This window comes from Streptomyces sp. NPDC086519 (genome assembly GCF_040686075.1).
GTDB classification, from domain to species: Bacteria; Actinomycetota; Actinomycetes; order Streptomycetales; family Streptomycetaceae; genus Streptomyces; species Streptomyces shenzhenensis.
In genome coordinates, this window is sequence record NZ_JBFBJL010000097.1 from 1 (window position 1) to 26,628 (window position 26,628).

Here is a 26,628-nt window from a genome sequence, read left to right on the forward strand (position 1 = left end):
CCCTGGTCCGCTCGTGCCGTGGCGTGTCGAGGACCTGGCCGGGCGGGCCCTGCTCGACGATCTTTCCGCCGTCGATGAAGACGACCCGGTCGGCGGTCTGCGCGGCGGCGTGCGGTGGCGCACAGGACGGCGAAGTACCGGGGGCGGGGAGAACAACGGCACACCGCACGGGCGGTGTTCGTCAGGTGGTGCGGGGGCTGCGGGGAGGTGTCAGCCCCGACAGCGGGCACAGCCCGGTGCGGTACACAGTGCGCTGTTCACGCGGAGCAGATCGACGGCGCGGTCGGCGACGAGTGGGCTCGGGTACGGGCGTACGCAGCCCTGGGAGCGGCGTGCGGCCGTCCTGGGAGCTGCGTACATGGCGTCACCGTCACTGTTCCGGCCCTGCGGGCCTCGCGCTTACCGAAACGTCTTCGGTCCGGTCGTCACCTGGGGCACCCCACCGCGACGCGAGGGTTGCCGGTCAGCAAGCCAGGGCTTGACGCTGACGCTCATGACCGTTCTGGGCCGTAGTCAAGACAATTGCCCGAACGAATGTCAACGCCGGTCCATCAGGTGGAACGGCTGACGGGTTGTGCAGGCGGCCCAGTCCAGGATCTGGACGGCGGCGCCCGCGGCCTCCAGCCCCTGGCAGCCGGCGCGGTGGCGGCGGCCGATGCCGTCGAGGTCGAGGTGGCCGCCGAAGGCCGGATGAGCCGTCAGACGACGGACGTAGGCCCACAGGGTGGAATGGCCGGCGACGCGCTGGACGGCGGCGGCGTCCAGGTGGCAGCGGTGCACGGTGTCCAGTTGGACCAGAGCGGCCCACAACTCGACGTCACCGGCGGTGACTTCGTCGCGGATCAGGTACGTGCGTCCTTCGAGCCAGCGGTCCAGGGCACCGAGGGTTTCCAGCAGCGTGGTCAGTGCCCTGTCACGTTCCACCGGCTCGCCGCCGGCCGATCCGGCGTCCCGTGCGGCCTGCTCGATGCCCTTCGCGCACATCCGCTCGACCGCCTCGATCTCCGACTCCGCGCCGCACGGGTAGAGCGAGAGACGGTCACCGCCGAGCCGGTTGTCGAGGTCGCGCATGATGTCCGGGGCATGGGTGCTGACGATCCGTCCGGACCAGTCATCACTGAGCACCGGCCCGACGGCGGCACCCCTGTACCGGTGGGCGCTCGCCTCGTACAGCGGGCGCAGGACCGAGTGGCCGCCGTCGGCACAGTCCGGGACGGCGGGCAGGAAGGTCGCCGGACAGACCGCGTCCAGCCCGAGCAGACCGTGCACGACGGCGACGCGCAGGCCGTCGGGACACGCGGTCGACAGATGGAGCCGGTAGCGGCCCGGCACGGCGTAGTGGCCGCTGTGCGCGTCCCGGCCGATCCTGCCCCGGAAGGCGGATTCGGGGCGGTCGGAGGCGTGGGCGGCCAGCGGTGTGACGGTCATGACTCTCCCCGGGAGCGGGCGCGGACGTACGCGCGGCGGAAGCGACGTCGGCCAGGCGGGAACGGGCCGCAAGGCCTCTGGAGCAGTGCGCGGCTCAGCCCCGGGGGCCGATCGCACTGCAGACGCGCTGCAGGTCGATGTGGCGGCGGGAGGTCAGAAGCGGCGAACGGCTCACGCGTGCGGTGGCCGGCTCCAGGCTCCTCATGTTTCCCTACCTATTCACTAGGATTCCCTCAGTGAGTGTCGATCCCACCGACATCGGAGTCAAGAGGGCCGTCCCGCATCGCGGACACCCCGATGGACGGCGGCCCCGCTCGACACAGTCACCACACGTTTCCCACTGCAACCGTCAGGACGCGGCGGCGGACTCCGGTGAGGGAACTCGCACCGCTTTTCCTCCGCGCTCGCCTGTGCGGGCCCGCCGAGGAGAAGCCCGGCCGTCCGGTCACCCTGCTTCCCGGCACCCCCGAGCTGGAGCGCTACCGCTCTTCCCCTGCCCCGGCCGTCGCGATGGTCTCGGCGGTGGCGTCGTACCGCGTCACGCGGGGATCAGGTCGATTCCTTGGAGCGGGGAACCGCGCCGACGTGGTGCGCCGGCGCGGTTGCCGACGGGCGAGACGGCGAAGTCGTGCCGCGCCGCAAGGAAAGCAGCAGGGCCACGGCGAGCAGGCCCGCGCAGAGACAGGAGGCCAGCGCGTACCCGGTCCGAGGTTGACCGTCTCCCGGGGGACCGGAAGCGGCGTGCAGATAGACCGCCGGAACGGCGCTGAGGCAGATGGCCGCCGCGATGCGCTGGGCCATCTGCAGGACGCCGCCGCCCACTCCCGCGGCCTCGGCAGGCGCATGCTGCAGCACCTGGGTCTGGTTGGGCGAGACGGTGAGCCCTCCGGCGGTGCCGGACATCAGCTGCGTCCCGGCCAGTGCCATCGGCAGCACCTCCGTCGGCACGCAGAGCGCGACCGCCGCTCCCGTCAGGGCGGCACCGATGCCCAGGGTCAGGCCGACGGTCACCGTACTCGGTCCGATCCGTCGCACGAGCCGCCAGGCGAGGGCCGAGGAGATGCCCATCCCGACCGCCCCCGGGAGGGTGACCGCCGCCGTGAGCAGAGCGGACAGACCAAGGCCGCTTTGCAGGAAGACGGTGAGGACGAGGAACGCTGCCAGTGAGGAGCCGAACTGGGCCATGGCGACGGCTGTGCCCAGCATGTACGGCTTCGACGAGGTCAGCGCGGGGTGCACCAGCGGCTGACGGCCCCGCCGCATCCGCAGGCGCTGGTGCACGGCGAAGACGGCTGCCAGCGCGCCTGTCGCGGTGCCCCACAGCAGTACTTCTCCTCCGCCGTGTTGACGAGCCCGGCCGCAGCACCCTGGACCAGCCGGGCACCGATCAGGGTCCCCGGCTCGCCTGCGGTCGCGGCCGTCAACCCGGCCAGGAGGAAGACCGCCACCCCGGCGATGAAGAGACGCTTGCGCCCGTGCAGGTCACCGAGGCTGCCACCAGGGACGAGGGCCAGGCCGAAGGCCAGCGAGTACCCGGCCACGATCCACTGGACGTCCGCCCCGGTGGCCCCGAGCGACTGGCGCATGCTCGGGACCGCGATGTTGAGGACAGCCTGGTCCAGCAGGGTCGTCGCGCCCGCCGCCATGCACACCAGCAGCACCCGCCGTGCGGCGCGGTCTTCTCCCGGAAGCACTACGCCCGCCGGGAGGGCAGCGGCAGGCCCAGGTGATCGCGCAGTGTGCGGGCCGTGTAGGGGGTGCGGAACCGGCTGCGGCGGCGCAGCTCGGGGACGATGCACTCGGCGAAGGCGACCAGGCTGCCCGGCAGGTACGGAAAGATGGCGGTGGGCTCGGGGGACTGGCTGCTCGGCCCTGCATTCGCCGGGTCGTCGGCCGCGTCGGTGCCGTAGCCGGTCGCGGCCAGGCCAACGAGAACTGGGGTCGCGGCGAGCCGGAGGGCGGTGCTGCGGCGCATGGCGGACCGTGTTCCTCGGGCGCCTGCGACGGGGTTCATGCGGCGGTTGCCCTCAGCCCTGCTTCGCGGTCGGTGATCAGGTCGGCGCCGCCCGCCGTGTGTTCGGTGCCGGTGCGCGTATAGCCCCGGAATTGCGGCGAGTTGAGGTTCTCGGTCTCCAGCCGCTGCTCCTGCGGCAGCGCGAAGAAGCGGCGGGCGGCGCTCAGCACCTCCTCTCGCAGTCCTGCGGGGAATCCGTGCCCGGTGACGTAGAAGAAGCCCACCTCGTGTGCGGCGGAGCGGAGTTCGGCGAGGAAGGCGTCACGGTCGGCGTCCGGGGCGCGGAAGCGGGAGATGTCGATGACGGGCAGGGCTGCGGACTGGGCCATGGGAGATTCCTTCACGGCGGGGTGGGACGCGACGCCTCACAACCGAGCCCGAGCGACGGTTGGCGGGCGAGAGAAAGCAGCAGGCAGTAAAGATGCAGAGCGAGATCGCGGGCCGTCGAACGGCGATCAGCAACAGACCTGGTCGAACTGGTCGGCGCGGCGGCTCACCCAGAACGGGTCGAGCAGCACCGTATGTGCCTGGCCAGTGGTCTCCATGGCCGGATCAAAGCACACCCGGAAAGATGCGTCCACCATACGTCCCAGCGGGTGAGACGCCCCTGCCCCCAGGGTCGACCTTGACATTCACAGGGGCGGGCGACGTACGTTGAACGGGAAAGTTCCTGACAGGTGGAGGCTTTGATGCACGTACTGGGCGCGGCACCGCAAGGTGCGTGCACTGGTGCGCGGCTGATCACCCGGCGGCACGTCGACTACTGCCGCACCTCCTCCGCCGTCTGTCCTTCCGTACACGCCTGACCCCTGCCGGCCAGTCCCGCCGGCTGTCTCGTCGTGGCCCTGTGGCCGCGAGTCGCCGTGTTTTCCCGGAAGGAACCCCCATGTCCGGCCCCGCCCTGCACCTCGCCGTCGAGCTCGACGGCGACGGCGCGCACCCCGCGGCCTGGCGCCGCGCCGCCCACTCCCCCGATCAGCTGCTCACCCCGCGCCGGGTGGCCCGGGTCGCCGCCATCGCCGAGAACGCCGGGTTCACCCTGATCACCCTGGACGACGGCGCGCTGCCGCCCGGCGTCGCACCGGATCCGGTGGGCCGGATCGGCGCGGTCGAGCGGGCGGCCTTCGTCGCGGCGTCCACGAGCACCATCGGGATCGCGCCGGTGGTCCCGGTGACGTATGCCGAACCCTTCCATGTCTCCAGTCAGTTGGCATCCCTGGACCATGTCTCCGCCGGTCGCGCCGGTTGGGTGGTGACGGAGGAGGAGCGTCCCGAGGCCGCCCGTGCCTGGGGGCGCCCGCTGGTCGCCGACGCCGACGCGCGGGCCCGGGAGTCGAGGGACGGGGTGGTTGTGGCCCGCGCGTTGTGGGACTCGTGGGAGGACGACGCGGTCGTCCGATCCGTGGCCACCAGCCGCTACCTCGACCGGGAGCGGCTCCACTACATCGACTTCACCGGTGACACGTATGCCGTAAAGGGCCCGGCGATCGTGCCGCGCCCGCCGCAGGGGCAGCTCGTCGTCCTGGGCCAGCCCGACCGGGTTCCGGCCGCACAGCTCGACGTCGCTCTCGTCGAGGGCCGCGACCCCGCGGCGGTCGCAGCGGCCGCCGCCGGCGCCGGTACCCCGCGCGTGTTCGCCGAGGTCGAGGTGGCACTGGACACCCCGCTGGGCACGGCCGCCGAGCGCGTCGCCGACCTGGAACGGCACGCGCCGTGGAGGGACCGGGGAAGGCTCCGGCACATCGGTTCCGCAGACCAACTGGTCGCCCTTCTGGGTGATTTGAGCCGTCACGTCGACGGTGTACGGCTGCATCCGCTGGTGCTGGACGAGGACCTCGCCGTCCTCTCCCGCATCGTCCTTCCGGCCCTGTCCGAGCGGCGTCTCGTCGCCCGCCCGCTGCCCGGTACGTCCCTGCGCTCGGCCCTGGGTCTGGAGCGCCCCGCCAATCGCTTCGCCGCCGCTGCCCCGGCCGGCCAGGAGGACGCCCGATGACCCGCACCGATCCCCTCGACGTCCCCCGGCCGCACGCCCGGCTCCACTTCGGGGTGTTCTTCCAGGGCGTGAACCACTGGACCATCTGGTCGGCCCCCGACAGCGGCTCCCAGATCGACCCGGCCTCCTTCCGCCGGGTCGCCCAGACCGCCGAACGCGGCCTGTTCGACGCGTTCTTCCTCGGCGAGGGGCTGCGGCTGCGCGAGGTCGACGGCCGGATCCACGATCTCGACGTGGCCGGACGGCCGGACGCCATCACGCAGCTCGCGGCGCTGGCCGCGGTCACCCGCCGCATCGGCCTGGTCTCCACCTCCAACTCCACCTTCAACGAACCCGCCGATCTGGCCCGCCGCCTGTCCGGCCTGGACCTGCTCTCCGAGGGCCGCGCCGGCTGGAACGTGGTGACCACGGACAACGCCTGGACCGGCGCGAACTTCCGGCGCGGCGGCTACCTCGAGCACGCCGACCGCTACCGGCGTGCCGAGGAGTTCCTCACCGTGGCCCGCGCCGTGTGGGACGGCTGGGAGGACGGCTCAGTCGCCGGCTCCGCCGGCTCGCCCGCCTGGTCGGCACCCGGTGCCATACACCAAGTGCGCCACAAGGGACCGCAGTTCGACGTCGACCTCGCTCCGACCCTGCCGCGCAGCGCCCAGGGTCACCCCGTGATCTTCCAGGCCGGTGACTCCGGCGAGGGACGCGACTTCGCCGCCCGCAACGCCGATGTCATCTTCTCCGCGCACGGCACCGACTTCGACGACGCGCTGGCCTTCGCCGACGACATCCGGCGCCGGCTGCGCGCGGTCGGGCGGCCCGACGACGATCTGCGGATCCTGCCCGGTACCGAGATCATCATCGGCGCCACCGAGGAGGAGGCCGAGGAGAAGAAGCGCTGGATCCGGCTCCAGCAGGTCACCCCGGCCACAGCCCTGGGGATCGCCGGGCTGCTGTGGGGCATCGACCTGTCCGACCGCGACGCCGACGGGCCCCTGCCCAAGGAGGACGCGGTCGTCACGGAAAGCGACGGCTCCTTCGGCGCCCGGCGCATCGCCGACCCGCGCGCGGTCGTGGCCGAATGGCGGGCGAAGGCGGAGGCGCACGGCTGGTCGCTGCGTGAGACGGTCATCGCGCTCGGCCCGCAACGCGGGCACGTCGGAACTCCGTCCGGCCTGGCCGACAGGTTCGCCCACTTCGTGCGGCACGGCGCGGTCGACGGCTTCAACGTCACGCCGTACCTCATCCCCGACGGCCTCGACGACATCGTCGACCTGCTCGTCCCGGAACTGCAGGAAAGGGGGATCTACCGCACGGAGTACACCGGCTCCACCCTGCGCGAGAACCTCGGCCTGCGCGCCCCTCTCACCCACCGGTCCGCGCCCGAGCGACGGCAGGCGGGCTGAGCGCCAGCGCCGGGCCCTTGTACACATGACTGACAAGAAGCTGTCACACACGGATCGGAATGCGGGTTCGGCCGACGCCCGTTCGCACTGGCATGACTGTTGGAGTAGCGCCCGGCTGCGCGAGTTCCTCACCGCCCTGCGGCAGTTGACCACGACCGGCACGGCCGACTTCCACGGCGAGCTGCTCACCGCCACCACACCCGTACCGGCGCGGGTACCGGGTGCGGGGAGCGGTGTCCCCCTGCTGGTCGCGGCGATGGGGCCGCAGGCTCTGCGGGCCGGCGGCGAGCTGGCGGACGGGATCCTGCCCTACCTGGCGGGACCACGCGCCCTGGCGGACCACATCGTGCCCGCCCTGACCTCCGCGGCCGAGGCCGCAGGCCGCCCCGCGCCCAGGATCGTGGCCCTGGTGCCCGGCGTGGTCACGGACGACGTCGGCGCTGTGCGGGCCAAGGCCGCCGAGAACCTCGCCTCCTACGAACAGATCCCGTCCTACGCGCGGGTCATCGAACTCTCCGGCGGCCGACGGGCCGCCGACCTGGCCGTGATCGGCGACGAGAAGACGGTCGAGACCGAGGTACGCCGTTACCGCGACGCCGGCGCCACCGAGGTCGTGTTCTCGGGCACCGGGCTCGCGGGAGAAGCCGACCGCCGACGCATCTGGCGGCTCCTCGGCGAACTGGCCCGCTGAGTACACCCGTCGGCCCGACAGCACCTGCCCTGCACGACGGCACCCCCAGCACGAAGGAGATTGCCCATGACCACCGAGGCCACCACCACGGACCTCCACGCCTTCACCGAGACCTGGCTGGAGTGGTACCGCGCCCAGGAGGCCCGGCTCGCCGCACCGCACGGGTTCCTGGCGGTCACCGGCCTGCACTGGCTCGACGACCGACCTCAGCGTTTCCCGGACGCGCCCGGTGCGTGGCGCACCGGCCCCGAAGGCGTGGTCGTAGACCTCGACGAGGGCGAGGAACTGGTCGTCGACGGGACGGCGGTGCGCGGCGAGCACCGCTTCGGCGTGCTTCCCGAGCGCGGCGGCGTCGACGCCCTCTGGGGAGACGCCGTCATCGAGGTCGCCAAGCGCGGCGGCCAGGACATCGTGCGTCCCCGGCACCCGGACGCGCCGCTGCGCACGGCTTTCACCGGAACGCCCGCCTACGCCCCCGACCCGCGCTGGGCCGTGACCGGCCGCTACATCCCCTTCGACACGCCGCGGCCAACCACTGTGGGCGCCGCCGTCGAGGGCCTTGAGCATGTGTACGACGCTCCGGGCAGGATCGAGTTCGAGCTGGACGGGCAGCAGCTGTCGCTGACCGCGTTCCCCGGCCACGGTGCGGGCCGGCTGATGGTGCTGTTCACCGACGCGACCTCCGGGGTCACCACCTACGCGGCCAACCGGGCCCTGGCCCTTGATCCGCCCGCGGCCGACGGCACGGTCGTCCTGGACTTCAACCGCGCCGCGAACCTGCCGTGCGCCTACACCGACCTGGCCACCTGCCCGCTGCCCCCGGCCGAGAACCGGCTGCCGCTGGCGATCGAGGCCGGCCAGAAACTCCCCCGCGAGCGCGGCGGCTCCTGAACCGGACGCACGCTCGCCTCGGACTCCGCTGACGAGGCGTCCTTGTGCGCCATTGACGTACGACAAGACCGCTCCGTACGATCACGGACGGCATTGAGTGTCAGCGTCAAGCCCTGGCTCGCTGACCGGCAACCCTCCCGCGCGGTGGGGTGCTCCAGGTGAAAGCCCGGCGGGATCGCCGACGATCTCCGCAAGCGCGCGACCCCGTGACCGGGGTCGGATCACATGGAGGACCGATATGCGGCACGGTGGTGACATCAGCGCACGCTACGCCGGCGCCACCGTGTTCTCCCGGCTCTCGCGTCGGCGCCACATCGACCTCAAGCGCTCGACCAGCTGTCTCTGTCAGGCCTGACGAGCCTTCCCACCGCTGGTCGCGGTACGGCGTCTGTCGTCGCCCCCGCCTGCGCCTGATCTCCGTCTGTCTTTCATCCCCAGTTTCCCCCTGATCCCCGCCTGCACAGCGCTCCCCCGGCACCGGCGTCGCGCCGGCCGGGGCCGCACGCCCACGCGCGGCCGTGCCCTGCGCCACACCCGTGCCTGGTGACACAAGTAGGAGAAGCCCTCCGTGACTGCACTTTCCGATGTCAGAACCTCCCGGTGGGCGGCACTGACCGCCCTCGTGACCACCAGTGTTCTCCTGACCGCCTGCGGCTCCGGCGGCGGCGATTCCGGCAGCGGCTCCGGGCAGCCCAAGTCCGGCGGCACCCTGACCTTCGCGGTGGGTTCGGACGCCGGCTGCGTGGATCCGCAGCAGGTCGCCAGCAACGAGACCATCTACTCGGTGCGCCAGATCGTTGACTCACTGACGGACCAGGACCCCAGGACCGGCAAGATCGTGCCGTGGCTGGCGAAGAGCTGGGATGTCAGCTCCGACGCCACGACGTTCACGTTCCATCTGAGGTCGGGTGTCACCTTCAGCGACGGCTCGAAGCTGACCGCGCAGGTGGTCAAGGACAACTTCGACGCGGTGCCGAAGCTCGGCGCCCTGGGGACGCTCGCCGAGGGCTATCTGAGCGGCGTCAGGGGCACCACGGTGGTCGACCCGCTCACCGTCAAGGTGACCTTCAGCCAGCCCAACGCCCAGTTCCTGCAAGCCACTTCGACCCACTCGCTGGGGATCGAGTCGTCGGCGAGCGTGAAGAAGACCCCGCAGCAGAAGTGCAGCGACGGCGTGATCGGGTCCGGGCCCTTCGTGCTGAAGCAGTACGTGCAGAACCAGTCGGTCACCCTGGCCAAGCGCACGGGATACGCGTGGGGTTCCTCGCTGTGGAGCAAGAAGGGCGAGGCGTACCTGGACAAACTGGTGTTCAAGGTCGTCCCGGAGGCGGGCGTACGGGCCGGGAGTCTCCAGTCCGGCCAGGTCGACGCGATCAGCAGCGTGGGCAGGGCCAACGAGGCGGCGCTCAAGGGCGGTCAGGTCTCCCTGCAGCGACGGGCCAACCCCGGCGTCGTGTTCGGTCTCGGCCTCAACAACTCGCGGCCGGCCCTGAAGGACGCGGGGGTACGCCAGGCGATTCTGCTGGCCGTCGACCGGCAGCAGATCGCCGACACCGTCTTCCCCACCGGCACCCAGGCGGCGACCAGCGTCCTCGCGCACACCACGCCCGACTACACCAGCCTCGCCCCGGATCTGACGTCTGCCGCGGCCAAGGCCAAGTCGCTGCTGGACGCGGCTGGTTGGAAGACCGGCAGCGACGGAATCCGCGCCAAGGACGGCAAGAAGCTCGGCCTGACCATCGACTGGATCCCCAACGCGGGCACCAACCAGCCCGCGCTGGAGTTGATCCAGCAGCAACTCAAGGCCGTCGGCGTCCAGGTGACCCTCAAGCAACTTCAAGTCACCCAGTTCGCGCCCACGCTGCAGTCGGGTGACTACGACGCGGCCTGGGGCAACGTCACCCGGGCCGACCCCGACATCCTGCGCAGCTCCTTCTCCACCAGGCTGGCCAACTTCTACCGCGTGCCGGCGAGTGGCCTGGACACCGCACTCACCGCGCAGGCGGCAACCACGGACACCGCCAGGCGCAAGCAACTAATCGCCCAGGCGCAGCAGTTGATCGTTCGGAACGCCTACTACGTGCCGATCGTGGAGCTCCAGACCCAACTGGGCGTCTCGAAGAAGGTGCACGACCTGACCTTCGACGCCTCCAGCCGGATCCAGCTGCACGACACCTGGATCGGCTAGCACATGCGCCGCTATGTGATCAAACGGCTTGCCCAGGCGGCCGGGGTGCTGTGGGCGGCCTACACCGTCTCGTTCCTGGTGCTCGACTACCTGCCGGGGGACCCGGTCACGGCGATGGCCAGTGCCGGAATGGACTCGGGGCAGGTCGACCCGCAGCAGATCGCCGCCCTGCGCCACGAGTACGGCTTCGACAAGCCGGTGCTGGTGCAGTACGCCGAGTACCTCGGCCGGGCGGTGCGCGGGGACTTCGGCGACTCGGTGTCCACCGGTCGGCCGGTGACCTCGACGCTGGCCGACGCCCTGCCGCAGACACTGCAGTTGACCGGCGCGGCTCTGCTGCTCGCGGTGCTCCTCGGCGGCGGTCTGGCGGTGCTGGCGACCTACACCGCACAGCGCTGGCTGCGGCAGACGCTGCTGTCACTGCCGCCGCTGGGGGTGTCCGTCCCGACGTTCTGGGTGGGGCTGCTGCTCGTCGAGACGTTCTCCTTCCGGCTGCGCTGGTTCCCCGCGTTCGGCAACGACGGACCGAAGGGGCTGGTGCTGCCGGCCCTGACGCTGGCGGTGCCGACGGGCGCGCAGATCGCCCAGGTGCTGGCGAAGAGCCTGCTGACCGCGCTGGACCAGGCCTATGTGGAGACCGCGCGGGCCAAGGGCGCCGGCCGGTGGCGGGTCCATCTGCGGCACGCGCTGCGCAACGCGTCCCTGCCCGCGTTGACGGTCGTCGGCCTGCTGGTGGGGCAGCTGATCGCCGGTTCGGTCGTCGTCGAGACGGTGTTCTCCCGCGACGGCCTCGGCCGCGTCACCGCGGCGGCCGTCACGGCCCAGGACATCCCGCTGGTCCAGGGGGTGGTGGTGTTCGGGGCGCTGATCTTCGTGACGACGAACCTGGTCATCGACCTGGTCTATCCGCTCCTGGACCCGCGGATCGTGGTGGCTTCGGGCAGAAGGGCGGCACTCGCATGAGCAAGAGCCTTGTCGACGACCCCGCCGAAGCGGCGCTGGGACTGGCTCGCCCAATCGAGGTGGAGTCGGGGCCCGAGCCCGGGCGCCGCGTGGACGTACGGCGGCTGCTGCGGTTCGTGGTGCGCCGCCCGGGGCTTGTGCTGTCGGTGGTCGTCCTCGTGCTGGTGGTGCTGGCCTCGTTCCGGCCCGGCCTGTTCACCTCGCAGGACCCGCTGATGGGCGTGCCGTCGCAGAACTTCCGCGGCCCGAGCGGCAGTCACTGGTTCGGCACCGACGAGCTGGGCCGCGATGTGTTCTCCCGGGTGGTCCACGGCGCCCAACTGTCCCTGAAGGCAACGCTGATCGCCGTGCTGGTCGCGTTCGTGGTCGGCGGACTGCTCGGAGTCGTCGCCGGATTCGTGGGCCGCTGGGTGGACGACGTGCTGATGCGCTTCGTCGACGTGCTGCTGTCCATCCCCGCGCTGTTCATGTCCCTGGCCCTGGTCACCGCTCTGGGCTACGGCACGGTGAAGGTGGCGGTCGCGGTCGGCATCGCCAGTGTGGCCGCGTTCGCCCGAGTGGCGCGCTCGGAGGTGCTGCGGGTGCGGCAGGCCGTCTTCGTCGAGGCCTCACGCGCCGGCGGAGCGCGCTGGTACTCGGTGCTGGGCCGGCATGTGCTGCCCAATGCGGCGGGCCCGGTGATCGTGCTGGCCACCCTCGACTTCGGCTCCTCCATCCTGGCCGTGTCGGCGCTGAGCTTCCTCGGCTACGGGGCGCCTCCGCCGGCCCCGGAGTGGGGGACGTTGATCTCCGACGGCCGCAACTACCTCGCCAACGCCTGGTGGCTGACCGCACTGCCCGGCCTGGCGATCGCCGCGACCGTACTGGCCACCAACCGCATCGCGCGGGCGCTGGACGGCGAATGGTCCCGGCAGCGATGACCGACGAACGTGAGAACGGTGAGGACGTGACCGCGCCACTGCTGGAGATACGCGGCCTGTCGGTGTCGTACCGCACCCGCGGCGGCACGGTCGAGGCCGTGCGGGGCGTCGACCTCGACGTATGGCCGGGACAGGTGACCGCGGTGGTCGGCGAGTCCGGCTCCGGCAAGAGCACGACCGCGCACGCGATCACGCGGCTCCTGCCCGCCAACGGCAGCCTCGACGCGGGCACGATCCGCTTCGGCCGACACGACCTGGCCACTCTGTCGGAGGCGGAACTGCGCACCGTGCGCGGAGCGCGGATCGGGCTGGTCCCCCAGGACCCGACGGTCTCCCTCAACCCGGTCAGGCGGATCGGCGACCAGGTCGCCGAGGTGCTGCGCATCCATGGTCTGGCGACGCGCCGATCGGCTCCCGCCGAGGCGGTCGCCGTCCTGGACCGTGCCGGGCTGCCCGACGCGGCCGTCCGGGCCCGGCAGTACCCGCACGAACTGTCCGGCGGCATGCGGCAACGTGCCCTGATCGCCATCGCCATCGCCGCGAAACCCGAGCTGATCATCGCCGACGAGCCCACCAGCGCGCTCGACGTCACCGTGCAGCGGGTCATCCTCGACCATCTCCAGCGCCTCACCGAGGAATCGGGCACCGCGGTCCTGCTGGTCACCCACGACCTCGGGGTCGCCGCCGACCGGGCGCAGCGGCTGGTGGTGATGTCGCAGGGCAAGGTCGTCGAGGCGGGCCCCACCCTTGGCATCCTGGCCGACCCGCAGGACGACTACACCCGGCACCTGCTGGCCAGCGCCCCGAGCCTGACCACCGCCCGGCCCCGCACCCCGTCCGCCGTACCCGAGCCAGATGCGGCGCCCCTGGTCGAGGTACGCAACCTGGTCAAGGAGTTCAGGCTGCCCCGCACCGGGGACGGACCCCGCACCCTGCGCGCCGTCGACGACGTAAGCCTCACCCTCCACCGGGGCCAGACCCTCGCCCTGGTCGGCGAGTCGGGCTCGGGCAAGTCCACCACCGCCCGCCTGGTGCTCCGCCTCGCCGACGCGACCGCCGGGCAGATCCTGTTCGACGGCACCGACGTCACCACCGCCAAGGGCGCCCGGGCCAGGCAACTGCGCCGCCGCGCCCAGCTCGTCTACCAGAACCCCTACGCCTCGCTCGACCCCCGATTCTCCGTCGGAGAGGTGATCACCGAACCGCTGCGGGCCTTCAAGGTCGGCGACCGCGCCGCCCGGCTCGCCCGCGCCCGCGATCTGCTCGACCGGGTGGCGCTGCCCGCCGCCGCACTGGAGCGCCGGCCGGCCGAGCTGTCCGGCGGACAGCGCCAGCGCGTGGCGATCGCCCGCGCCCTCGCTCTCTCCCCCGACCTGGTGGTGTGCGACGAGCCGGTCTCCGCGCTCGACGTGTCCGTCCAAGCCCAAGTCCTCGACCTGCTCGCCGAGTTGCAGGCGGATACCGGGGTGGCATACCTGTTCATCTCGCACGACCTGGCCGTCGTACGACAGATCGCCCACCAGGTCGCGGTCATGCGGGCCGGCCGCATCGTCGAGACGGGTCCGCCCGAGATCCTCTTCGCCGACCCCCGCCACGAGTACACCCGTGAGCTGCTCGCGGCCATCCCCGGCGGGCGTGTCCCCTCCCCCGCCGCCGAGACCACCACGAACCGAGGACCAGCGTCATGAGCACTCCCGCCATCGCCTCGTTGGCCCTTCTCACCCCGGGCAACTTCGCCGATGACGACCCGTACACCGGCCTGGAGGAGACACTCCAACTCTTCGAGTACGGAGAGCGGTTGGGCTTCGACGGCGCCTGGATCCGCCAGCGCCACCTCGAACACGGCGTCGGCTCGGCTGCCGTGTTCCTCGCCGCGGCCGGCCAGCGCACCGAGCGGATCGAGCTGGGCACCGCAGTCATCCCGATCGGCTACGAGAGCCCGTTCCGCCTGGCCGAAGACCTGGCGCTTGCCGATGTGCTGTCCCGCGGCCGCCTCCAGGTCGGCTTCAGCACCGGTATGCCGCACGCCGACCTGCTCGGCGACCTGGTGTACGACGGCGACTGGCGCAGCTTCGACCTGTCGTACGGCAGGATCGCCCGTCTCGTCGACAACCTGCGCGGCGACCACCTCGGCGGCCCGGACACCGTGATCCACTCGCCTGGCAACGTCCAACGCCCGCGGCTGCAACCGCACGACCCCGGTCTGGTGGATCGGATCTGGTACGGCGGAGGCAGCCTGCGCTCGGTCCGCTGGGCCGCCGAGAACGGTCTCAACCTGCTGTCCGGCAACATCGTCTCCGGCGAGGACTCCGACGACTTCACCACCGCCCAGCTGAACCTGCTCTCCGAGTACCGGCGCAGCCTGGGCGACGACCGGCCGGCGGCGCGGGTGGCACTCGGGCGGGTGATCGTGCCGTTCGACAGCGCCGACGCGGCCACCCGGGCCCGCTACCGGGACTACGCGGCCAATCGGCACGAGCGAACCCTGAAGCCGCAGACCTTGGCGGCGCTGGGCTCGAAGCGGTTCCTGTTCGCCCCGGACGTGGTCGGCACCGCAGAGCAGATCCTGGAGCAACTGGCCGCCGACCCCGTCCTCGCGCAGGTGTCGGAGCTGCGCCTGGAGCTTCCGTACGAGTTCCGACGGGAGGAGTACGAACAGATCCTGCACGACGTACGTCATCTGATCGCCCCCGAGCTGGGCTGGCGCCCCGCTTCCCCGGCCGTTCGGGAGGCGAGCCCGTGAGTCCTGTTCCGGAGCCCCCGGTCCACCTGGAGGTGCACGCCTGCGAGCCGTTCGCCGAGACCCACCGCTTCCCCGGCACCGGGGCCTGCGAAGTGCTCACCGTCACCGCCCACTACACCGTGGATCCGCGGGCACCCGCCAACCGCGATCCCCGACCTCGACCTCGTGCCGCCCGACGGCACCGGCAAGGTGTGCTTCAGCGGTGACGGCGAGATCCTGCGTCCGGTCGAGGGCGGGCGCGGGCGGCTGTTCTTCGACTGGGGCAACCGGGGCGACAAGCGGGCGCTCCAGTACTTCTGCGACGCGCCGCACACCAACCGGCCACGCACGCTCGCCGACGCCGGGAACGGCTATCTGATGCGCCGCGGCTACACGATCGTCTTCGGTGCCTGGCAGGGCGATCTGCTGCCGGGCGACGGACGGCTGCTGCTCGACCTGCCCGTGGCGAGAAGGGGCTCGGACCCCGTGCGCGGCCTGACGACAGCCGAGTTCGTCGTGGCGGAGCCCACCGCCTCGCTACCACTGTCCCGCTGGTCGAGCACCAGTTCCTGCCCGGTCAGCGCACGGGGCTCGCGCAACGCCCGCCTCCCCCGGCGGCGCTATCCGCACAGCACACCGGAGGAACTCCCCACCGGAACCTGGCGGTTCGCAAGACTCCAGGGCGGCGGGCACGAACTGAGGACCGCGGCCACAGCCGTCGTACCGAGCCGGTCCGACCTCCATGTCGACGGCGGGTTCCAGCCCGGCTGGATCTACGAACTCACCTGCGAGGCCGAGGAACCGCTCGTCCTCGGGCTGGGGCTGGCCGCGGTCCGCGACCTCGTCACCCAGCTGCGCCACGACCCCGCGCTGCCGCGCGCAGCGCCACGGGCAGGTCGTTGTGGCCGTCGAAGACCGGCGTGGCGGCGAGGACCTGGGCGACCAGGTCGGCGGTGGTGTCGCTCATGGGCTGGCCACTCCTTCGTCGAGGGCGTCGAGGGCGTCGAATAGGTCGCCGGCCCGGTCCCGTCGACGGGACCGGCGGACCGGGTCGGGGACGGGCAGCGCGGCGACCAGGCGCCGGGTGTGGTCGTCCTGCGGGTCGCTCAGCACCTCGGCCGCGGCGCCCTGGGCGGCGATCCGGCCTCGGTGCAGGACCATGACCCGGTCGGCGACCTGCCCGACCACCGCTAGGTCGTGGCTGATGAACAGGGCGGCGAAGCCCAGCTCCCGCCGACCAGTCCGGGCACCTCCCCCGGCGCGATCTCGAAGTCCACCCCGTCCACGGCCCGGAAGGCCTTCCTGCCCAGTCGGCCGGGGTGGTCCACGACCAGACCGGAGGCCCGTACGACCGGCCGCTGCTCCTCCGGCGCGGATGCCTGCGGGCGGCCCGACTCGCCGAACACCGGTACGGAGGCCAGGAGTTGCCGGGTGTACGGGTGTGCGGGCGCAGCGAACAGCGCACGGACCGGCGCCTGTTCGACGATCTCGCCCTCGCTCATCACCGCCACCCGGTCGGCGAGATCCGCGACCACGCCTTGTTGTGGGTGATCAGGAGGACGGCGGTGCCGAAGTCGGTGCGGCAGCGGTGCAGGACTTCGAGGATCTCCGCCTGGACGGTGACGTCGAGGGCGGTGGTGGGTTCATCGGCCACGATCAGCCTGGTGCCCAGGGCCAGCGCCATGGCGATCACGGCACGTTGCTTCTGACCGCCGGAACCCTTCATGTCGCGAGCGAACGCCGGCTGCGTGTTGACCGGACTGCTGATCAGGGCGGGTGACCGGCCGTAGCTGTTCAGTCCGGTGTCGTACTCCCCGGCCGGACTGATCAGGAACGGAGTCCCGTCCGGGATGCCCTCCGCGTCCAGCCACGCTGCCATGTCCACCGGCGCCACAAGCTCAACCAGCAAGGAGTGAGGCTCACTTGGCAAAGGACGCTGACGTGATGTCACCCCCAGCCGCCACTGCACATCCACACATCATCGAACGACACGGCAGAAGAGTGGTCAATGTCCAGCTATGCATAACGGAGCACGATTACGCTCTCCTGTACCCGCAGCAGCCCAAGGCGTTCCCGGCCGCTCCACATGAACTTGGTGACCGCGACCCGCGAGGACCTCTCCAGCGCCTGCCTCAATACTGGTGAACCCGGTTGTGCGAACGTGCGGAATGGTTGATGTTCTGTGAGGTTGCCAAGCGGATCCGACCACCGCCAAGACCACTCCGATGTACGGCCTCATCGCGGTCGCACTGTCTCACCGGTCGCTGGTTCAGCGTCGCTTTCCAGTCTCGGGGGCGGTGGCGCTCTGGCTGGCGCGGCGCATGGCCTCGTACAGCGCCGCGTCTTCCGGCGGGTCGGGCAGCGGGCCGCGGGCTGGTGCCTGGAAGGACTGGATCATCCATGCGACGAGGCGGCGCCAGGCGTCGGGGGCGGCGTCGGCGGTGGCGCTGAGGACTCCGGCGTTGGCCATCAGCAGCAACACGAGATCGCGGCTAGTGAAGTCCTCGCGCAGCTGCCCGCTGTCCTTGGCGCGGCCGATGAGTTCCAGGAAGCCCTCGTACGCCCGGGCGTGGTACTTCTCCAGCTCCGGGACGCCTGGGAAGTTCATGGTCAGGATGTCGGCGAAGCCGCGGTCGGCGGCCTGCATCGCGCAGACCGTCTCGATGTAGCCGGTGAAGCCGTGCCACGGGTCTGGGTCGGCTAGGGCCGCGTCGGTGGCCTGCGCGTACGCCTTCATGCGGTCGGCGAAGACCGCGGCGAGCAGGTCCTCCTTTCGGGGGAAGTGGCGGAAGAGGGTGGCGATCCCGACCCCGGTCTCCCGTGCGACCGAGGCCATCGACGCGTTCAGCCCGTCGCGCCCGAAGACCGTGCGCGCGGCGGCGATGATCCGCCCCCGGTTGCGCTCCGCATCGCTGCGCCTGGACTGACCTGCGGAAAAGGTCGCGTCAGCGCTGGCCTCGGGGTGCGGGTCTCGGGGGCTCATGGCGATCAGACTAGCAAACCGGAACGACCTATCCGATTCCCGTGTTACGGTGGGCGGCGAACCGGATAGGGCTTTCCGGAAACGAAACGGATAGCCCTATCCATCTCCATTCCAGTGAAAGGCTCTCTCATGCCCACCATCGCCGTCGTCGGTGCCGGCCCTCAGCTCGGTCTCGCCATCGCACGCACCTACGGCATCCACGGCTACGACGTCGCACTGATCGCCCGCAATCGGGCCAAGCTCGAAGACCTTGCCGGCGAGCTGGCCGCCGAGGGCATCACCGCCGCCGTCTTCCCTGCCGACGTCCTCGACCGCACCGCCCTCACCCAGGCACTCAAGGACGCAGCCGCACACTTCGGCGGCGTCGACGTCCTGGAGTACTCCCCGGTCGGCGGCCTCCAGACCGTAATGACCACCCCGGCCGCCACTGAGCCGGCCGACATGCAGCACGAGATGGAGTTCCAGCTCTACGGAGCGATCGCCGCCACCCGCGCGGTGCTGCCCGCCATGCGCGAGGCCGGCGCGGGCACCCTGCTGTTCACCACCGGCGCCGGCTCCGTCGACCCCGTACCGCAGATCGCCAACGTCAACTCCGCCGCCGCGGCCCTGCGCAACTGGGTCATCAACCTGCACAAGGAACTGGACGGCACTGGCGTCCAGGCAGCGCACGTCGCCATCAACGTGTCCATCGGCACGCCGGCGGTCCCCGGATTCCCGACCGCCCAGCCCGAGGAGATCTCCCCCGTCTACTGGGACCTGCACACCACCAAGCGCGACCAGGCCGAACTCGTCTTCAGCCTCTGACACCCGCCCCCGGCCTCCTGGCATCTACACCACGCATATCACCATCAACATCTGGTTCGGCAGGGGGCGGCCGAAGGCATCCCCTCGGCCGCCCCCGAGCAGGTCGCGCCCCTGTACGGGGGCATGTACGACCCGCGCGACCAGGCCGAAGCCGTCTTCCACGGCTGCCCCCACCACCAAATCTCCCCTGAACACAGCAAGGACACCAGCATGACCAGCACGCTCAATGGCAAGACCGCTCTCGTCACCGGATCCAGCCGCGGCATCGGCTGGGCCACCGCCCTCGGCCTCGCCCGCGAGGGGGCCCTGGTCGCCGTGCACTGCGGCCGCGACAAGCATGCCGCCCAGGAGACCGTCGGCCTCATCGAGAAGGACGGCGGACAGGCCTTTGCCGTCGGCGCGGAACTGGGCACGCCCGGCGTCGTCGATCAGCTGTTCGATCAGCTCAAGGCCGAACTACGCGAGCACATCGGCGAGACCGCCCTGGACATCCTGGTGAACAACGCCGCCGCGACGACGCCCGGCGATGCACCGGAAGAGGTGTCCGCCGAGCAACTCGACAAGATCTTCGCGGTCAACGCCAAGGCCCCCTTTCTCCTCGTCCAGCGGGCCCTCGGGCTGATCCCGAACGGCGGACGCATCGTCAACATCTCCTCCGCGGTCACGCGCATGGCCATGCCACCGCAGGTCGTCTATGCGATGTCCAAGGGCGCGCTCGACCAGCTCACGCTGCACTTCGCCCGGCACCTCGCCTCTCGGTGGATCACGGTCAACAGCGTGCTCCCCGGTGCCACGGACAACGGCAGCGCGGCCTTCCAGATGCCCGAGGTCCGCGAGCCGATGTCGCAGCTGTCAGCTTTCAAGCGCCTGGGCAAGCCGGAGGATGTCGCCGACGTGCTGGTCTTCCTCGCCTCCGACCGGGCGCGGTGGATCACCGGAGCCTCCCTCGACGCTACCGGCGGCAGCCTCCTCGGCTGGTGCTGTGACCGCAAAGGTTCGCCGGGTTGCCTGGCAGGATCCACCCATGCTTGATGAGAAGCTCGACGCGCTTGCGCAGATGATGGCAGAGCACATGGCCAGGCCGTTCCCACCCGCCTTCCGCGGCCTGGACGTCGAGGGCCGGGACATGGTGATGCTCGACTCGGACGCCTATGCCTACGCCGCCTGCGTCCACGAAGGCCTGCTCAGCGACGAACAGGCCCGCGTAAGCCTGACGCGGCTGACGTCGTCGTTCGGGAAGGTCCTTCCGGCGATCGACGACGAGTACGCGGCCAAGTACTACACGCATCTGCACAACATGGTCGTGCTGTCCGCCGAGATCGAGAGCCGGCGCAAGAAGTAGCCCCCGCCAGGAGTGCAGCAAACCAGGTGAACCTTCCCGGTCAAAGCACTAGCCGCCCGCTCCGCCTCGTTCCCCTCCCTCGCCTCGAAGGACTCCACCCCTTATGAACACCTTCTTGTGGATCGTGCAGGCCGTACTGGCCGCCATGTTCGCCATGGCCGGTGTCATGAAATCCACCCAGCCCAAGGACAAGCTCGTCGCAAAGCTGCCCTGGGTGGCCGACTTCTCACGCGGCACCGTCCGTTTCATCGGCATCGTGGAGTTGGTCGGCGCCCTCGGCCTGATCCTGCCCGCGGCCACCGGCATCGCCACCGTCCTGACGCCACTGGCCGCTGTCGGCCTTGGCGTAACGATGCTGCTGGCTGCGGCCTATCACGCGCGCAAGAAGGAATTCCCCGCGATCGGCCTCAACGCCGTCCTGCTGATCCTCGCCGCGCTGGTGGCCTGGGGGCGCTTCGGCCCGTACAGCTTCTGAAGCCGCCACCCCTCTACCTCAGATGCTGAACGAAGGCCATCAGGCCACCGCTCCGGTCCGGCTTCTTCGGGCACGACCATGCCGGCTCCGCCGTGACCGGCGAGGACGCTGCCGTCTTCCTGCTGTCCGCGTGACCGCTCTCGCGGTCCGGCTTGTGTCCCACCCCGATCGATTCGAAGGAACCATCATGCCGAGAATGTCGTTCATCGAGGCGTCCCGGACGTGCCTCACCACGAAGTACGCCACGTTTTCCGGTCGCGCCCGGCGGTCGGAGTACTGGTGGTACTCAGTGCTGTACGTGATGGCCACTGCCGTGATCGGAGGGATCAGCTGGGCAGCAGAGGCCCCGCTGCTGAGCGTCCTCCTGCTGCCGTTCATCGTGCCGATGCTGTCCGTCTCCGTCCGCCGGTTGCACGACATAGGCAGGACCGGCTGGAGGATGCTCATCGCTCTGATCCCGGTCGTCGGCCCCGTCCTCTACCTCGTGGGCATGACCGTGGACAGCGTTCCAGGTGCCAATCAGTACGGCCTGTCCCCCAAGGCAGACCATTGAGCGGGCCGCGGCTGAAATTCCTGTCCGAGGAACCCCTTTTGACGCTGACCCAGCAGGAGCAGGACACGCTCCAGGACCTGGTGCAGCGAGCCATCTCCCGCCAGCCATGATCGCGATCAGTGCCCTCGCCGGACCAGAGGTGTCGGTCAACCCTTGCTCAGCGCTTGCTCAGCGTGCTTGGACTTGACGCAGACGTCACGGTCGTACGCCCACGCACAGGGGGAAGACGCGCCGGTCCGTCTTTGATCGAGCCCGCGCCCGCCCCACGAGGGGCCCGCGGTGAGAGGAACACCGGCGGTTGGGACGGGGCGCGTTGCCGGCGTCAGCCGGAAGGGCAAGGTTTGTTCGGCTGGCTGTCGCTGCTACGGCCTCTGCTGATGTCGGCGGCGTACTCCGTTCGTGCACTGCCGACGGCATCGGCCCATTGGGTGGCGGCCTTTATGCCGACGCCGAGGACTTGGCTGAGAACGGCGGGTGGCATCTGGGCGGCAAGGTCCTTCAGGGCGCTGTTGCGGCCGCGTCGGGAGGGCAGGCCGTAGGCGGTGAGGCGGGAGCGGAGGTGGGCCGTGCCGCGCGGGCGTCCTGGGAAGAAGCCGGGCAGGAGCCAGGGCTGTTCGGCCCGGCCGAGGCCGGGAGGGCCCTCGCGGTCTTCGGCCAGAGCGAGCAGGAGCCGGTCCAGAGGTGGGGGCACGTCGACGGGGTGCGTGCCGAGGGCCAGCCGGACGCCTTGCCCGGCCTGGACGACGTGGCGGGTGGTGAGGCGCGAAATCTTGGTGAGGGGCCGGCCGTAGAGGAGGACGAGCAGGCCGACGACGCGGTCGACGGTGTCGATGGAGTCGTCGTGAAGGAAGCGGTGGGCCAGACGCCACCGTTCGTCGTCTGCCAGGGAGCGGCGCGGCTTGTCGCTGGGCATGGGCGGGAAATCGACGGGATGGCGGATGTGGCTGCGTCGGGCGGCCCACACGACGAAGCCGCGGGCCTTGTAACGCATCACGGTGCCGTCGGTGAGGTAGCCGACAGGCCCGGTGATCGGTTCTCGATACGCCCGATTATTCCGCATATATCAAATATTTACGCCTGTCCGGAACAGTGGGGTTGTCAGCAGGTCGGAACACGACTCAAGGAGATCGCATGACCGTCACCGAGCCCTCGCTCGGCTCTCCGGAGCCCAGGAAGCACGTCCACCACCGACAGTCCGCCGCCGGGACCGAGCAGGACCCGCAGGCGGTGGTGGAGACAACCATCGCGAAGAAGTCCGGGCCGGACATGCTCTCCCGCGTCAGGCAGTACCTCGTCCAGACCGGTTACCCCGACCCGGCCGCCATCACCCAGCTCAGTGGCGGTGACGCCCTCCTCTACACCTACGACCTGGCAGTCGAGGACTGGAAGTTCACCAACACGCTGCCCGGCGTCCTGATCCCCGAACTGGTCGACGAAAAGGAGATCGACAACAACTCCGCCGCAACCGTCACCGAACAGTTCAGCTACTCCAAGACCACCACCGACACCTTCACCTTCTCCTTCACCGAGGGGCTGAAGGTGGGCGTGTCCGCCAAGTTCAAGGCCGGCGTGCCCTTCGCCGGCACGGAGTGGACGGTCAGCGGCGAGTTCAGCTTCACCGGCACCCAGTCCCAGACGACCACCAACACCGCCACGTGGACAAACACCGTCACGATCAACGTTCCGGCCCACACCAAGGTCCGCGCGGTGGCGTTCGTCACTGTCGGCAGCCCGATCTACAGCTTCTCCGCCAGCGCCGTCGTCACCGCCGGCAAGGTCAACATCCCCGTCTACGATTCCGCGATCGGCTCCTGGTACGACGCGATCATCCCGCTCGCCGTGCTGCTGCCCATGCCGGCCGACCGCAGCCTCACGCTGTCAGGAATCCTCTCGGCCAACTGCGGGGTGCGCACCTACGTGGACCTCGACCCGGCGGAGTGAGCACGGATCACCGGCTCGGAGATCTCGTCACCGTTGGCCTCGCGTCTTCACGAAGCGGACTGTCCCGCTGGTGATCGCGAAAGCAGAAGGTGCCTCTGAACAGCAATGCCGGTGGCTTCGACCTTCAACGGCAAGCTCAGCCAGGTCTTGCCCCTGACCCATGGGTCAGGGCTTAGCGTCCGGACATGAATGCGACTCATCGCCTCGTGCGCCTGGTCCGCCGCCCAGCTGGATTGCCGACCGCGGACGACTTCACCCTGGCACGGGTCCCCATTCCCCGTCCCGAGGCCGGCCAGGTACTCGTCCGCAACACCCATTTCCTGGTCTTCCCAGGCCTGCGCACCCTCATCGGAGGCGAGACCCGCGATGTCCCGCTGCCGCCGCTGTACCCCGGTGACACCTTGTTCGGCCCCGCGATCGGCGAGGTGGTCGACGGGCCGCTGGACAAGGGCCGGCTGGTGCTGCACCTTCAGGGCTGGCGGGACTACGCGACACCCGCCGCTGCCGAGTGCAGGCTGCTGGAGGGCACGCTGCCCGACCCGGTGGCCCACCTCGCCCAGGGCTCCGCGGCGTACGGCGCGCTGACCCGACTGGCCAAGGTCCACGAGGGCGACACCGTGTTCGTGACCGGGGCCGCCGGTGCTGTGGGCACCCTGGCGGGCCAGATCGCCCGGCTGCTGGGTGCCGCCCGGGTGGTCGGCAGCACCGGCTCACCGGACAAGGCTCGGAGGCTGAAGCGGGAACTCGGTTACGACGCCACCGTACTGCGCGGCGCGGGACCGATCGACAAACAGCTCGCCGAGGCGGCGCCGGACGGCATCGACATCGTCCTGGACACGGTGGGCGGCGAACAGCTGACAGCCGCCGTCCACGCAGCGAACCGGGGCGCCCGGTTCGCCCTGGTGGGCGCATTGGACGGTCAGCTGTCCCCAGACCGAGCGGGCGGGAGCGCGCCGGCCGTGCTCGACACCTACCGGTTGCTGACCAGGGGTATCACGATCGCCGGCTACAGCGGCACGGACCACCCGGATGCCGAGGCAGAGTGGGAGGCCCGCTTCGGGGACTGGCTACGGACGGGCGATATCCAGTTCCCCTACACCCCGTTCCGTGGAATCGAGCGCGCCCCGGAGGCGTTGCCCGAACTGATCGCAGGCCGTTCCTTCGGGGCGGCAATCATCGAACTGTAGGACGGGGGCAGTACATGCGGATCGGCGAGGCAGCGGCAGCAGCCGGCACCACGCCGCGCGCTCTGCGCCTGTACGAGGCCCGTGGCCTGCTCCCGCCCCCGCCACGTACTCCGTCCGGCCAACGTGACTACAGCGCTGCCGAGGTCGCCCGGGTCCGCGTGATCCGTGACCTGCTGGCTCTGGGCCTCACCCTGGAGGACCTCCGCCGCCGAGCCCACCGCCTGGACCTCCTCGTCCAGACCCCGCCCGCATCTTGTGGCAGCACTCCAGGCGAGTTCAGCGACGTCGTGGCCGATCGCCTGGCCACCCTGGACGCGCAGATCGCACGCCTCACGTACCTACGACAGAGCCTCGCCGCGGCCGCGGGTGGGCCGTGGGGTGCCCCGGGGGTGCCGCCCCCTCCCAGCGGCAGCGCTCCCGCGCCTGAACCTGAGTGCTGATTTCCGAACGGTCGGGCTGCCGCTCGTGGTTCTCGGACTGCCGCGCATGCATGCCCCTTGGATACATGTGGCCGGCCCATCGAGGGGAGTGCCGCCACGCATGCGAACCTCGGAGGTCAAAACTCAAGCTGAGTGCCTGTGTCACAGCTTCTTTCCGCAGCTCAGGTGGGTCTGAAGACGGAGAGTGATCGGGTTTGCCGTTCGGTTCAGCGTCCGACAGGCGCTGAACGGAACGGCAGGCGGGGGATGTCAGACGGCTGCCGGGAGGGGAGCTGGGACCGTCCCGGTCCGGCGGTTTCGTCGGGGCGGCGCCAGGAGGGGCAGAGGGCGGTGGTCATCAGGGCGAGGGCGGCGGGGCTGGCGTCGGTGTCGGTGCCCCAGTCGGTCCAGTCCAGCGTGACTTGGCGGGTGCCGTCGAGTGTGTGGAAGGAGATGGTGTGGTAGCCGGGGGTGCCGCCGCCGTGGCCCACGATGGTGCCGCAGGGAAGGGTGGCCATCTCCAGGCCGAGACCCCAGCCGTCGCCGCTGGTGTCGGTGGTCATCTCGCGCAGCTCTGCCGGGCGCAGGAGGCCGCCGCTGAGCAGGGTGCGGAAGAAGTGGTCGAGGTCGGCGGTGGTGGAGATGATCTCGCCGGCAGCACCGGCGATGGACATGTTGACGGTGGTGTAGTCGACCGGGACGAGTGTCCCGTCCGCTTTCTCCAGCGGTTCATAGCCGTGGGAGTGGGGCCCGGTGATGAAGGGGGAGGAGCCTGGCAGGCGGGTGTCCCGGAGCCCGAGTGGCTCGATGATGCGCTGGTCGATTTCGGTGCGGTAGGAGCGGCCGGTGACTCTTTCGACGATCATCCCGAGCACGATGTAATCCGTGTTGGAGTAATGGTGATCGGTGCCCGGCGGGAACAGCAGAGGGCGGTTGCCGTGGCCGTCCTTGACGGCACGTCGGACCAGCTCGGCGGGTGTCCAGGTGCGGAAGCGGTCGTGCGGGGCGTCGCCGTCGAGCAGTCCGTCGGTGTATTCGGGCAGGCCGCTGGCGTGCTGGAGCAGTTCCCGGACCGTGATGCGGTCGCCTCCGGGGGCAGGGACGAGGCCGGGGAGCCACCGCTCGGCGGTGTCGGACAGACGCAGCCGTCCCTCGCCCACCAGTTGGAGCACCACGGTGGCGGTGAACGTCTTGGTGAGGCTTCCGGCGCGGAAGCGGCCGTCGACGGGGGCGGGCCGGCGGCCGTTGAGCCTGGACGTGCCGCTGCTGCCGCGCCATACGGCGTCACCCTGGCGGACCTCGGCGACCGCGCCGATCGCTCCGGTCGCCCTCACCCGGTCCAGCTCCGCCTGCAACCCAGTTCCATCCGGCACCGCGGCGGGCGGCGCGGCGACCGCACCGCCTGCCGCGGGAACCAGCGCGCACACCGTCAGCAGCGCCAACGTCCCGCATCGTGAGCCCCTCATCGTTCTCCCGCCCTCGTTCCCCGTGTTCCCCGTGGTCCCCGTCGTACTGGCGTGACGATGGTGCCCGTCCACGTCAGTGCGACGGATCCACCTGCGGAACGAGGGGGTTTCCCGGAACGTGGGGCCGCCAGCCCCGATGCCAGGACCCGGGGTTCACCTAGGTGTTCTGTCCTGGGAGGTTGTGGACGGTGACAGGGCTCACGGCTGATCGATCTTGAAATGGGTGAGGGCCTTCTGGCCTGGTGTGGATT

31 protein-coding genes, 3 pseudogenes and 2 riboswitches are annotated in these 26,628 nt (G+C 70.5%); of the genes and pseudogenes, 20 read left to right on the top strand and 14 right to left on the bottom strand.

Annotated elements, in window-relative coordinates; translation table 11 throughout:
- The 7 genes and pseudogenes from AB0P24_RS44340 to AB0P24_RS44370 form a co-directional block, all read right to left on the bottom strand.
- Positions 1-106: pseudogene (locus AB0P24_RS44340) on the bottom strand (ectoine/hydroxyectoine ABC transporter ATP-binding protein EhuA); the annotation flags it as partial.
- Positions 107-390: 284 nt separating this feature from the next.
- A riboswitch (SAM riboswitch) is annotated at positions 391-499 on the bottom strand.
- 38 nt (positions 500-537) lie between these two features.
- Positions 538-1,428, bottom strand: a complete 891-nt coding sequence (locus AB0P24_RS44345; protein WP_365804534.1) for a glutathione S-transferase C-terminal domain-containing protein — start codon at positions 1,426-1,428, stop codon at positions 538-540.
- 94 nt (positions 1,429-1,522) lie between these two features.
- Positions 1,523-1,633, bottom strand: a complete 111-nt coding sequence (locus AB0P24_RS44350; protein ID WP_365804536.1) for a putative leader peptide — start codon at positions 1,631-1,633, stop codon at positions 1,523-1,525.
- Between the two features lie 344 nt (positions 1,634-1,977).
- Positions 1,978-2,709 (bottom strand): MFS transporter, encoded by a 732-nt coding sequence (locus AB0P24_RS44355; protein WP_365804538.1) that lies wholly within the window; start codon positions 2,707-2,709, stop codon positions 1,978-1,980.
- A complete protein-coding gene (locus AB0P24_RS44360; RefSeq protein WP_365804540.1) occupies positions 2,652-3,122 on the bottom strand; it encodes an MFS transporter in 471 nt (156 codons plus the stop codon). Before AB0P24_RS44360 ends, AB0P24_RS44355 begins: the two co-directional genes overlap by 58 nt.
- On the bottom strand, positions 3,122-3,403 hold the full coding sequence (locus AB0P24_RS44365; RefSeq protein ID WP_365804542.1) for a hypothetical protein: 282 nt from the start codon (positions 3,401-3,403) through the stop codon (positions 3,122-3,124). The genes AB0P24_RS44360 and AB0P24_RS44365 overlap by 1 nt, the downstream gene beginning before the upstream one ends.
- 35 nt (positions 3,404-3,438) lie before the next feature.
- Positions 3,439-3,771 (bottom strand): 2-oxoglutarate and iron-dependent oxygenase domain-containing protein, encoded by a 333-nt coding sequence (locus AB0P24_RS44370; RefSeq protein WP_365804543.1) that lies wholly within the window; start codon positions 3,769-3,771, stop codon positions 3,439-3,441.
- Between the two features lie 557 nt (positions 3,772-4,328).
- Here AB0P24_RS44370 and AB0P24_RS44375 point away from each other — a divergent pair.
- From AB0P24_RS44375 to AB0P24_RS44430, 12 genes and pseudogenes are all read left to right on the top strand, one after another.
- Entirely contained in the window at positions 4,329-5,435 is a 1,107-nt protein-coding gene (locus tag AB0P24_RS44375) for an LLM class flavin-dependent oxidoreductase (protein ID WP_365804545.1), read from the top strand.
- Positions 5,432-6,832 (top strand): NtaA/DmoA family FMN-dependent monooxygenase, encoded by a 1,401-nt coding sequence (locus AB0P24_RS44380; RefSeq protein WP_365804547.1) that lies wholly within the window; start codon positions 5,432-5,434, stop codon positions 6,830-6,832. Before AB0P24_RS44375 ends, AB0P24_RS44380 begins: the two co-directional genes overlap by 4 nt.
- Before the next feature lie 109 nt (positions 6,833-6,941).
- Positions 6,942-7,523, top strand: a pseudogene (locus tag AB0P24_RS44385) (LLM class flavin-dependent oxidoreductase); the annotation flags it as partial.
- A gap of 66 nt (positions 7,524-7,589) precedes the next feature.
- The gene (locus tag AB0P24_RS44390; RefSeq protein WP_365804549.1) at positions 7,590-8,414 is read left to right on the top strand and encodes a DUF1684 domain-containing protein; all 825 of its coding nucleotides are present in this window, start codon (positions 7,590-7,592) and stop codon (positions 8,412-8,414) included.
- 89 nt (positions 8,415-8,503) lie between these two features.
- Positions 8,504-8,617: riboswitch (SAM riboswitch) on the top strand.
- A 35-nt stretch (positions 8,618-8,652) separates the two neighbouring features.
- Positions 8,653-8,769, top strand: coding sequence for a putative leader peptide (locus AB0P24_RS44395; protein WP_365804551.1), 117 nt, complete (start codon positions 8,653-8,655; stop codon positions 8,767-8,769).
- Between the two features lie 213 nt (positions 8,770-8,982).
- Entirely contained in the window at positions 8,983-10,602 is a 1,620-nt protein-coding gene (locus tag AB0P24_RS44400) for an ABC transporter substrate-binding protein (protein WP_365804554.1), read from the top strand.
- Positions 10,603-10,605: 3 nt separating this feature from the next.
- Complete coding sequence (locus AB0P24_RS44405; RefSeq protein WP_365804556.1) at positions 10,606-11,565, top strand: ABC transporter permease; 960 nt, start codon at positions 10,606-10,608, stop codon at positions 11,563-11,565.
- Positions 11,562-12,485 (top strand): ABC transporter permease, encoded by a 924-nt coding sequence (locus AB0P24_RS44410; protein ID WP_365804559.1) that lies wholly within the window; start codon positions 11,562-11,564, stop codon positions 12,483-12,485. The genes AB0P24_RS44405 and AB0P24_RS44410 overlap by 4 nt, the downstream gene beginning before the upstream one ends.
- The gene (locus tag AB0P24_RS44415) at positions 12,482-14,173 is read left to right on the top strand and encodes an ABC transporter ATP-binding protein (RefSeq protein ID WP_365804561.1); all 1,692 of its coding nucleotides are present in this window, start codon (positions 12,482-12,484) and stop codon (positions 14,171-14,173) included. The genes AB0P24_RS44410 and AB0P24_RS44415 overlap by 4 nt, the downstream gene beginning before the upstream one ends.
- Positions 14,170-15,228 carry an LLM class flavin-dependent oxidoreductase gene (locus AB0P24_RS44420; protein ID WP_365804564.1) on the top strand — a complete coding sequence of 353 codons (1,059 nt, stop codon included), beginning with the start codon at positions 14,170-14,172 and terminating at the stop codon, positions 15,226-15,228. Before AB0P24_RS44415 ends, AB0P24_RS44420 begins: the two co-directional genes overlap by 4 nt.
- Entirely contained in the window at positions 15,225-15,434 is a 210-nt protein-coding gene (locus tag AB0P24_RS44425) for a hypothetical protein (protein WP_365804566.1), read from the top strand. The genes AB0P24_RS44420 and AB0P24_RS44425 overlap by 4 nt, the downstream gene beginning before the upstream one ends.
- A complete protein-coding gene (locus AB0P24_RS44430; protein WP_365804568.1) occupies positions 15,394-16,218 on the top strand; it encodes a hypothetical protein in 825 nt (274 codons plus the stop codon). Before AB0P24_RS44425 ends, AB0P24_RS44430 begins: the two co-directional genes overlap by 41 nt.
- Here AB0P24_RS44430 and AB0P24_RS44435 read toward each other — a convergent pair.
- The 5 genes and pseudogenes from AB0P24_RS44435 to AB0P24_RS44455 form a co-directional block, all read right to left on the bottom strand.
- On the bottom strand, positions 16,171-16,395 hold the full coding sequence (locus AB0P24_RS44435; protein ID WP_365804571.1) for a hypothetical protein: 225 nt from the start codon (positions 16,393-16,395) through the stop codon (positions 16,171-16,173). The two genes, AB0P24_RS44430 and AB0P24_RS44435, sit on opposite strands and share 48 nt — an antisense overlap.
- A 2-nt stretch (positions 16,396-16,397) precedes the next feature.
- Positions 16,398-16,742 carry a hypothetical protein gene (locus AB0P24_RS44440; protein ID WP_365804573.1) on the bottom strand — a complete coding sequence of 115 codons (345 nt, stop codon included), beginning with the start codon at positions 16,740-16,742 and terminating at the stop codon, positions 16,398-16,400.
- Positions 16,709-17,116: an ATP-binding cassette domain-containing protein gene (locus AB0P24_RS44445; protein ID WP_365804575.1), complete on the bottom strand. Its 408-nt coding sequence runs from the start codon at positions 17,114-17,116 to the stop codon at positions 16,709-16,711. The genes AB0P24_RS44440 and AB0P24_RS44445 overlap by 34 nt, the downstream gene beginning before the upstream one ends.
- Before the next feature lie 119 nt (positions 17,117-17,235).
- Positions 17,236-17,346, bottom strand: a pseudogene (locus AB0P24_RS44450) (Ku protein); the annotation flags it as partial.
- A 130-nt stretch (positions 17,347-17,476) separates the two neighbouring features.
- Complete coding sequence (locus AB0P24_RS44455; protein ID WP_365804577.1) at positions 17,477-18,190, bottom strand: helix-turn-helix domain-containing protein; 714 nt, start codon at positions 18,188-18,190, stop codon at positions 17,477-17,479.
- Positions 18,191-18,319: 129 nt separating this feature from the next.
- Between AB0P24_RS44455 and AB0P24_RS44460 the strand changes: the two genes are divergently transcribed.
- The 5 genes from AB0P24_RS44460 (at position 18,320) to AB0P24_RS44480 (ending at position 21,364) form a co-directional block, all read left to right on the top strand.
- Positions 18,320-18,994 carry an SDR family NAD(P)-dependent oxidoreductase gene (locus AB0P24_RS44460; RefSeq protein WP_365804579.1) on the top strand — a complete coding sequence of 225 codons (675 nt, stop codon included), beginning with the start codon at positions 18,320-18,322 and terminating at the stop codon, positions 18,992-18,994.
- A 210-nt stretch (positions 18,995-19,204) separates the two neighbouring features.
- The gene (locus tag AB0P24_RS44465) at positions 19,205-20,026 is read left to right on the top strand and encodes an SDR family oxidoreductase (protein WP_365804581.1); all 822 of its coding nucleotides are present in this window, start codon (positions 19,205-19,207) and stop codon (positions 20,024-20,026) included.
- Positions 20,019-20,336, top strand: coding sequence for a hypothetical protein (locus tag AB0P24_RS44470; protein ID WP_365804583.1), 318 nt, complete (start codon positions 20,019-20,021; stop codon positions 20,334-20,336). The genes AB0P24_RS44465 and AB0P24_RS44470 overlap by 8 nt, the downstream gene beginning before the upstream one ends.
- A gap of 103 nt (positions 20,337-20,439) precedes the next feature.
- Positions 20,440-20,811 (top strand): DoxX family protein, encoded by a 372-nt coding sequence (locus AB0P24_RS44475; protein WP_365804585.1) that lies wholly within the window; start codon positions 20,440-20,442, stop codon positions 20,809-20,811.
- A 187-nt stretch (positions 20,812-20,998) separates the two neighbouring features.
- Complete coding sequence (locus AB0P24_RS44480) at positions 20,999-21,364, top strand: DUF805 domain-containing protein (protein WP_365804587.1); 366 nt, start codon at positions 20,999-21,001, stop codon at positions 21,362-21,364.
- Positions 21,365-21,686: 322 nt separating this feature from the next.
- Here the strand turns inward: AB0P24_RS44480 and AB0P24_RS44485 are convergent, their stop codons facing one another.
- Positions 21,687-22,424, bottom strand: a complete 738-nt coding sequence (locus AB0P24_RS44485) for a hypothetical protein (protein ID WP_365804589.1) — start codon at positions 22,422-22,424, stop codon at positions 21,687-21,689.
- 71 nt (positions 22,425-22,495) lie between these two features.
- On the opposite strand from AB0P24_RS44485, the gene AB0P24_RS44490 reads away from it, so the two are divergent.
- The 3 genes from AB0P24_RS44490 to AB0P24_RS44500 all read left to right on the top strand — a co-directional run bounded on the left by AB0P24_RS44490 (position 22,496) and on the right by AB0P24_RS44500 (position 24,932).
- On the top strand, positions 22,496-23,305 hold the full coding sequence (locus AB0P24_RS44490; RefSeq protein ID WP_365804592.1) for an ETX/MTX2 family pore-forming toxin: 810 nt from the start codon (positions 22,496-22,498) through the stop codon (positions 23,303-23,305).
- Between the two features lie 185 nt (positions 23,306-23,490).
- Positions 23,491-24,492 (top strand): NADP-dependent oxidoreductase, encoded by a 1,002-nt coding sequence (locus tag AB0P24_RS44495; RefSeq protein WP_365804594.1) that lies wholly within the window; start codon positions 23,491-23,493, stop codon positions 24,490-24,492.
- A gap of 14 nt (positions 24,493-24,506) precedes the next feature.
- The gene (locus AB0P24_RS44500; RefSeq protein WP_365804597.1) at positions 24,507-24,932 is read left to right on the top strand and encodes a MerR family transcriptional regulator; all 426 of its coding nucleotides are present in this window, start codon (positions 24,507-24,509) and stop codon (positions 24,930-24,932) included.
- Positions 24,933-25,138: 206 nt separating this feature from the next.
- Here AB0P24_RS44500 and AB0P24_RS44505 read toward each other — a convergent pair whose 3' ends face one another.
- Positions 25,139-26,266, bottom strand: coding sequence for a serine hydrolase domain-containing protein (locus AB0P24_RS44505; RefSeq protein WP_365804599.1), 1,128 nt, complete (start codon positions 26,264-26,266; stop codon positions 25,139-25,141).
- Positions 26,267-26,628 lie beyond the last annotated feature (362 nt).

Bases quoted from the DNA above. Each gene is read 5' to 3' on its own strand.
- AB0P24_RS44345 (WP_365804534.1), bottom strand. From the start codon at position 1,428: ATGACCGTCACACCGCTGGCCGCCCACGCCTCCGACCGCCCCGAATCC.
- AB0P24_RS44350 (WP_365804536.1), bottom strand. From the start codon at position 1,633: ATGAGGAGCCTGGAGCCGGCCACCGCACGCGTGAGCCGTTCGCCGCTT.
- AB0P24_RS44365 (WP_365804542.1), bottom strand. From the start codon at position 3,403: ATGCGCCGCAGCACCGCCCTCCGGCTCGCCGCGACCCCAGTTCTCGTT.
- AB0P24_RS44370 (WP_365804543.1), bottom strand. From the start codon at position 3,771: ATGGCCCAGTCCGCAGCCCTGCCCGTCATCGACATCTCCCGCTTCCGC.
- AB0P24_RS44375 (WP_365804545.1), top strand. From the start codon at position 4,329: ATGTCCGGCCCCGCCCTGCACCTCGCCGTCGAGCTCGACGGCGACGGC.
- AB0P24_RS44380 (WP_365804547.1), top strand. From the start codon at position 5,432: ATGACCCGCACCGATCCCCTCGACGTCCCCCGGCCGCACGCCCGGCTC.
- AB0P24_RS44390 (WP_365804549.1), top strand. From the start codon at position 7,590: ATGACCACCGAGGCCACCACCACGGACCTCCACGCCTTCACCGAGACC.
- AB0P24_RS44395 (WP_365804551.1), top strand. From the start codon at position 8,653: ATGCGGCACGGTGGTGACATCAGCGCACGCTACGCCGGCGCCACCGTG.
- AB0P24_RS44405 (WP_365804556.1), top strand. From the start codon at position 10,606: ATGCGCCGCTATGTGATCAAACGGCTTGCCCAGGCGGCCGGGGTGCTG.
- AB0P24_RS44410 (WP_365804559.1), top strand. From the start codon at position 11,562: ATGAGCAAGAGCCTTGTCGACGACCCCGCCGAAGCGGCGCTGGGACTG.
- AB0P24_RS44415 (WP_365804561.1), top strand. From the start codon at position 12,482: ATGACCGACGAACGTGAGAACGGTGAGGACGTGACCGCGCCACTGCTG.
- AB0P24_RS44420 (WP_365804564.1), top strand. From the start codon at position 14,170: ATGAGCACTCCCGCCATCGCCTCGTTGGCCCTTCTCACCCCGGGCAAC.
- AB0P24_RS44455 (WP_365804577.1), bottom strand. From the start codon at position 18,190: ATGAGCCCCCGAGACCCGCACCCCGAGGCCAGCGCTGACGCGACCTTT.
- AB0P24_RS44460 (WP_365804579.1), top strand. From the start codon at position 18,320: ATGCCCACCATCGCCGTCGTCGGTGCCGGCCCTCAGCTCGGTCTCGCC.
- AB0P24_RS44465 (WP_365804581.1), top strand. From the start codon at position 19,205: ATGACCAGCACGCTCAATGGCAAGACCGCTCTCGTCACCGGATCCAGC.
- AB0P24_RS44470 (WP_365804583.1), top strand. From the start codon at position 20,019: ATGCTTGATGAGAAGCTCGACGCGCTTGCGCAGATGATGGCAGAGCAC.
- AB0P24_RS44475 (WP_365804585.1), top strand. From the start codon at position 20,440: ATGAACACCTTCTTGTGGATCGTGCAGGCCGTACTGGCCGCCATGTTC.
- AB0P24_RS44480 (WP_365804587.1), top strand. From the start codon at position 20,999: ATGCCGAGAATGTCGTTCATCGAGGCGTCCCGGACGTGCCTCACCACG.
- AB0P24_RS44485 (WP_365804589.1), bottom strand. From the start codon at position 22,424: ATGCGGAATAATCGGGCGTATCGAGAACCGATCACCGGGCCTGTCGGC.
- AB0P24_RS44490 (WP_365804592.1), top strand. From the start codon at position 22,496: ATGACCGTCACCGAGCCCTCGCTCGGCTCTCCGGAGCCCAGGAAGCAC.
- AB0P24_RS44495 (WP_365804594.1), top strand. From the start codon at position 23,491: ATGAATGCGACTCATCGCCTCGTGCGCCTGGTCCGCCGCCCAGCTGGA.
- AB0P24_RS44500 (WP_365804597.1), top strand. From the start codon at position 24,507: ATGCGGATCGGCGAGGCAGCGGCAGCAGCCGGCACCACGCCGCGCGCT.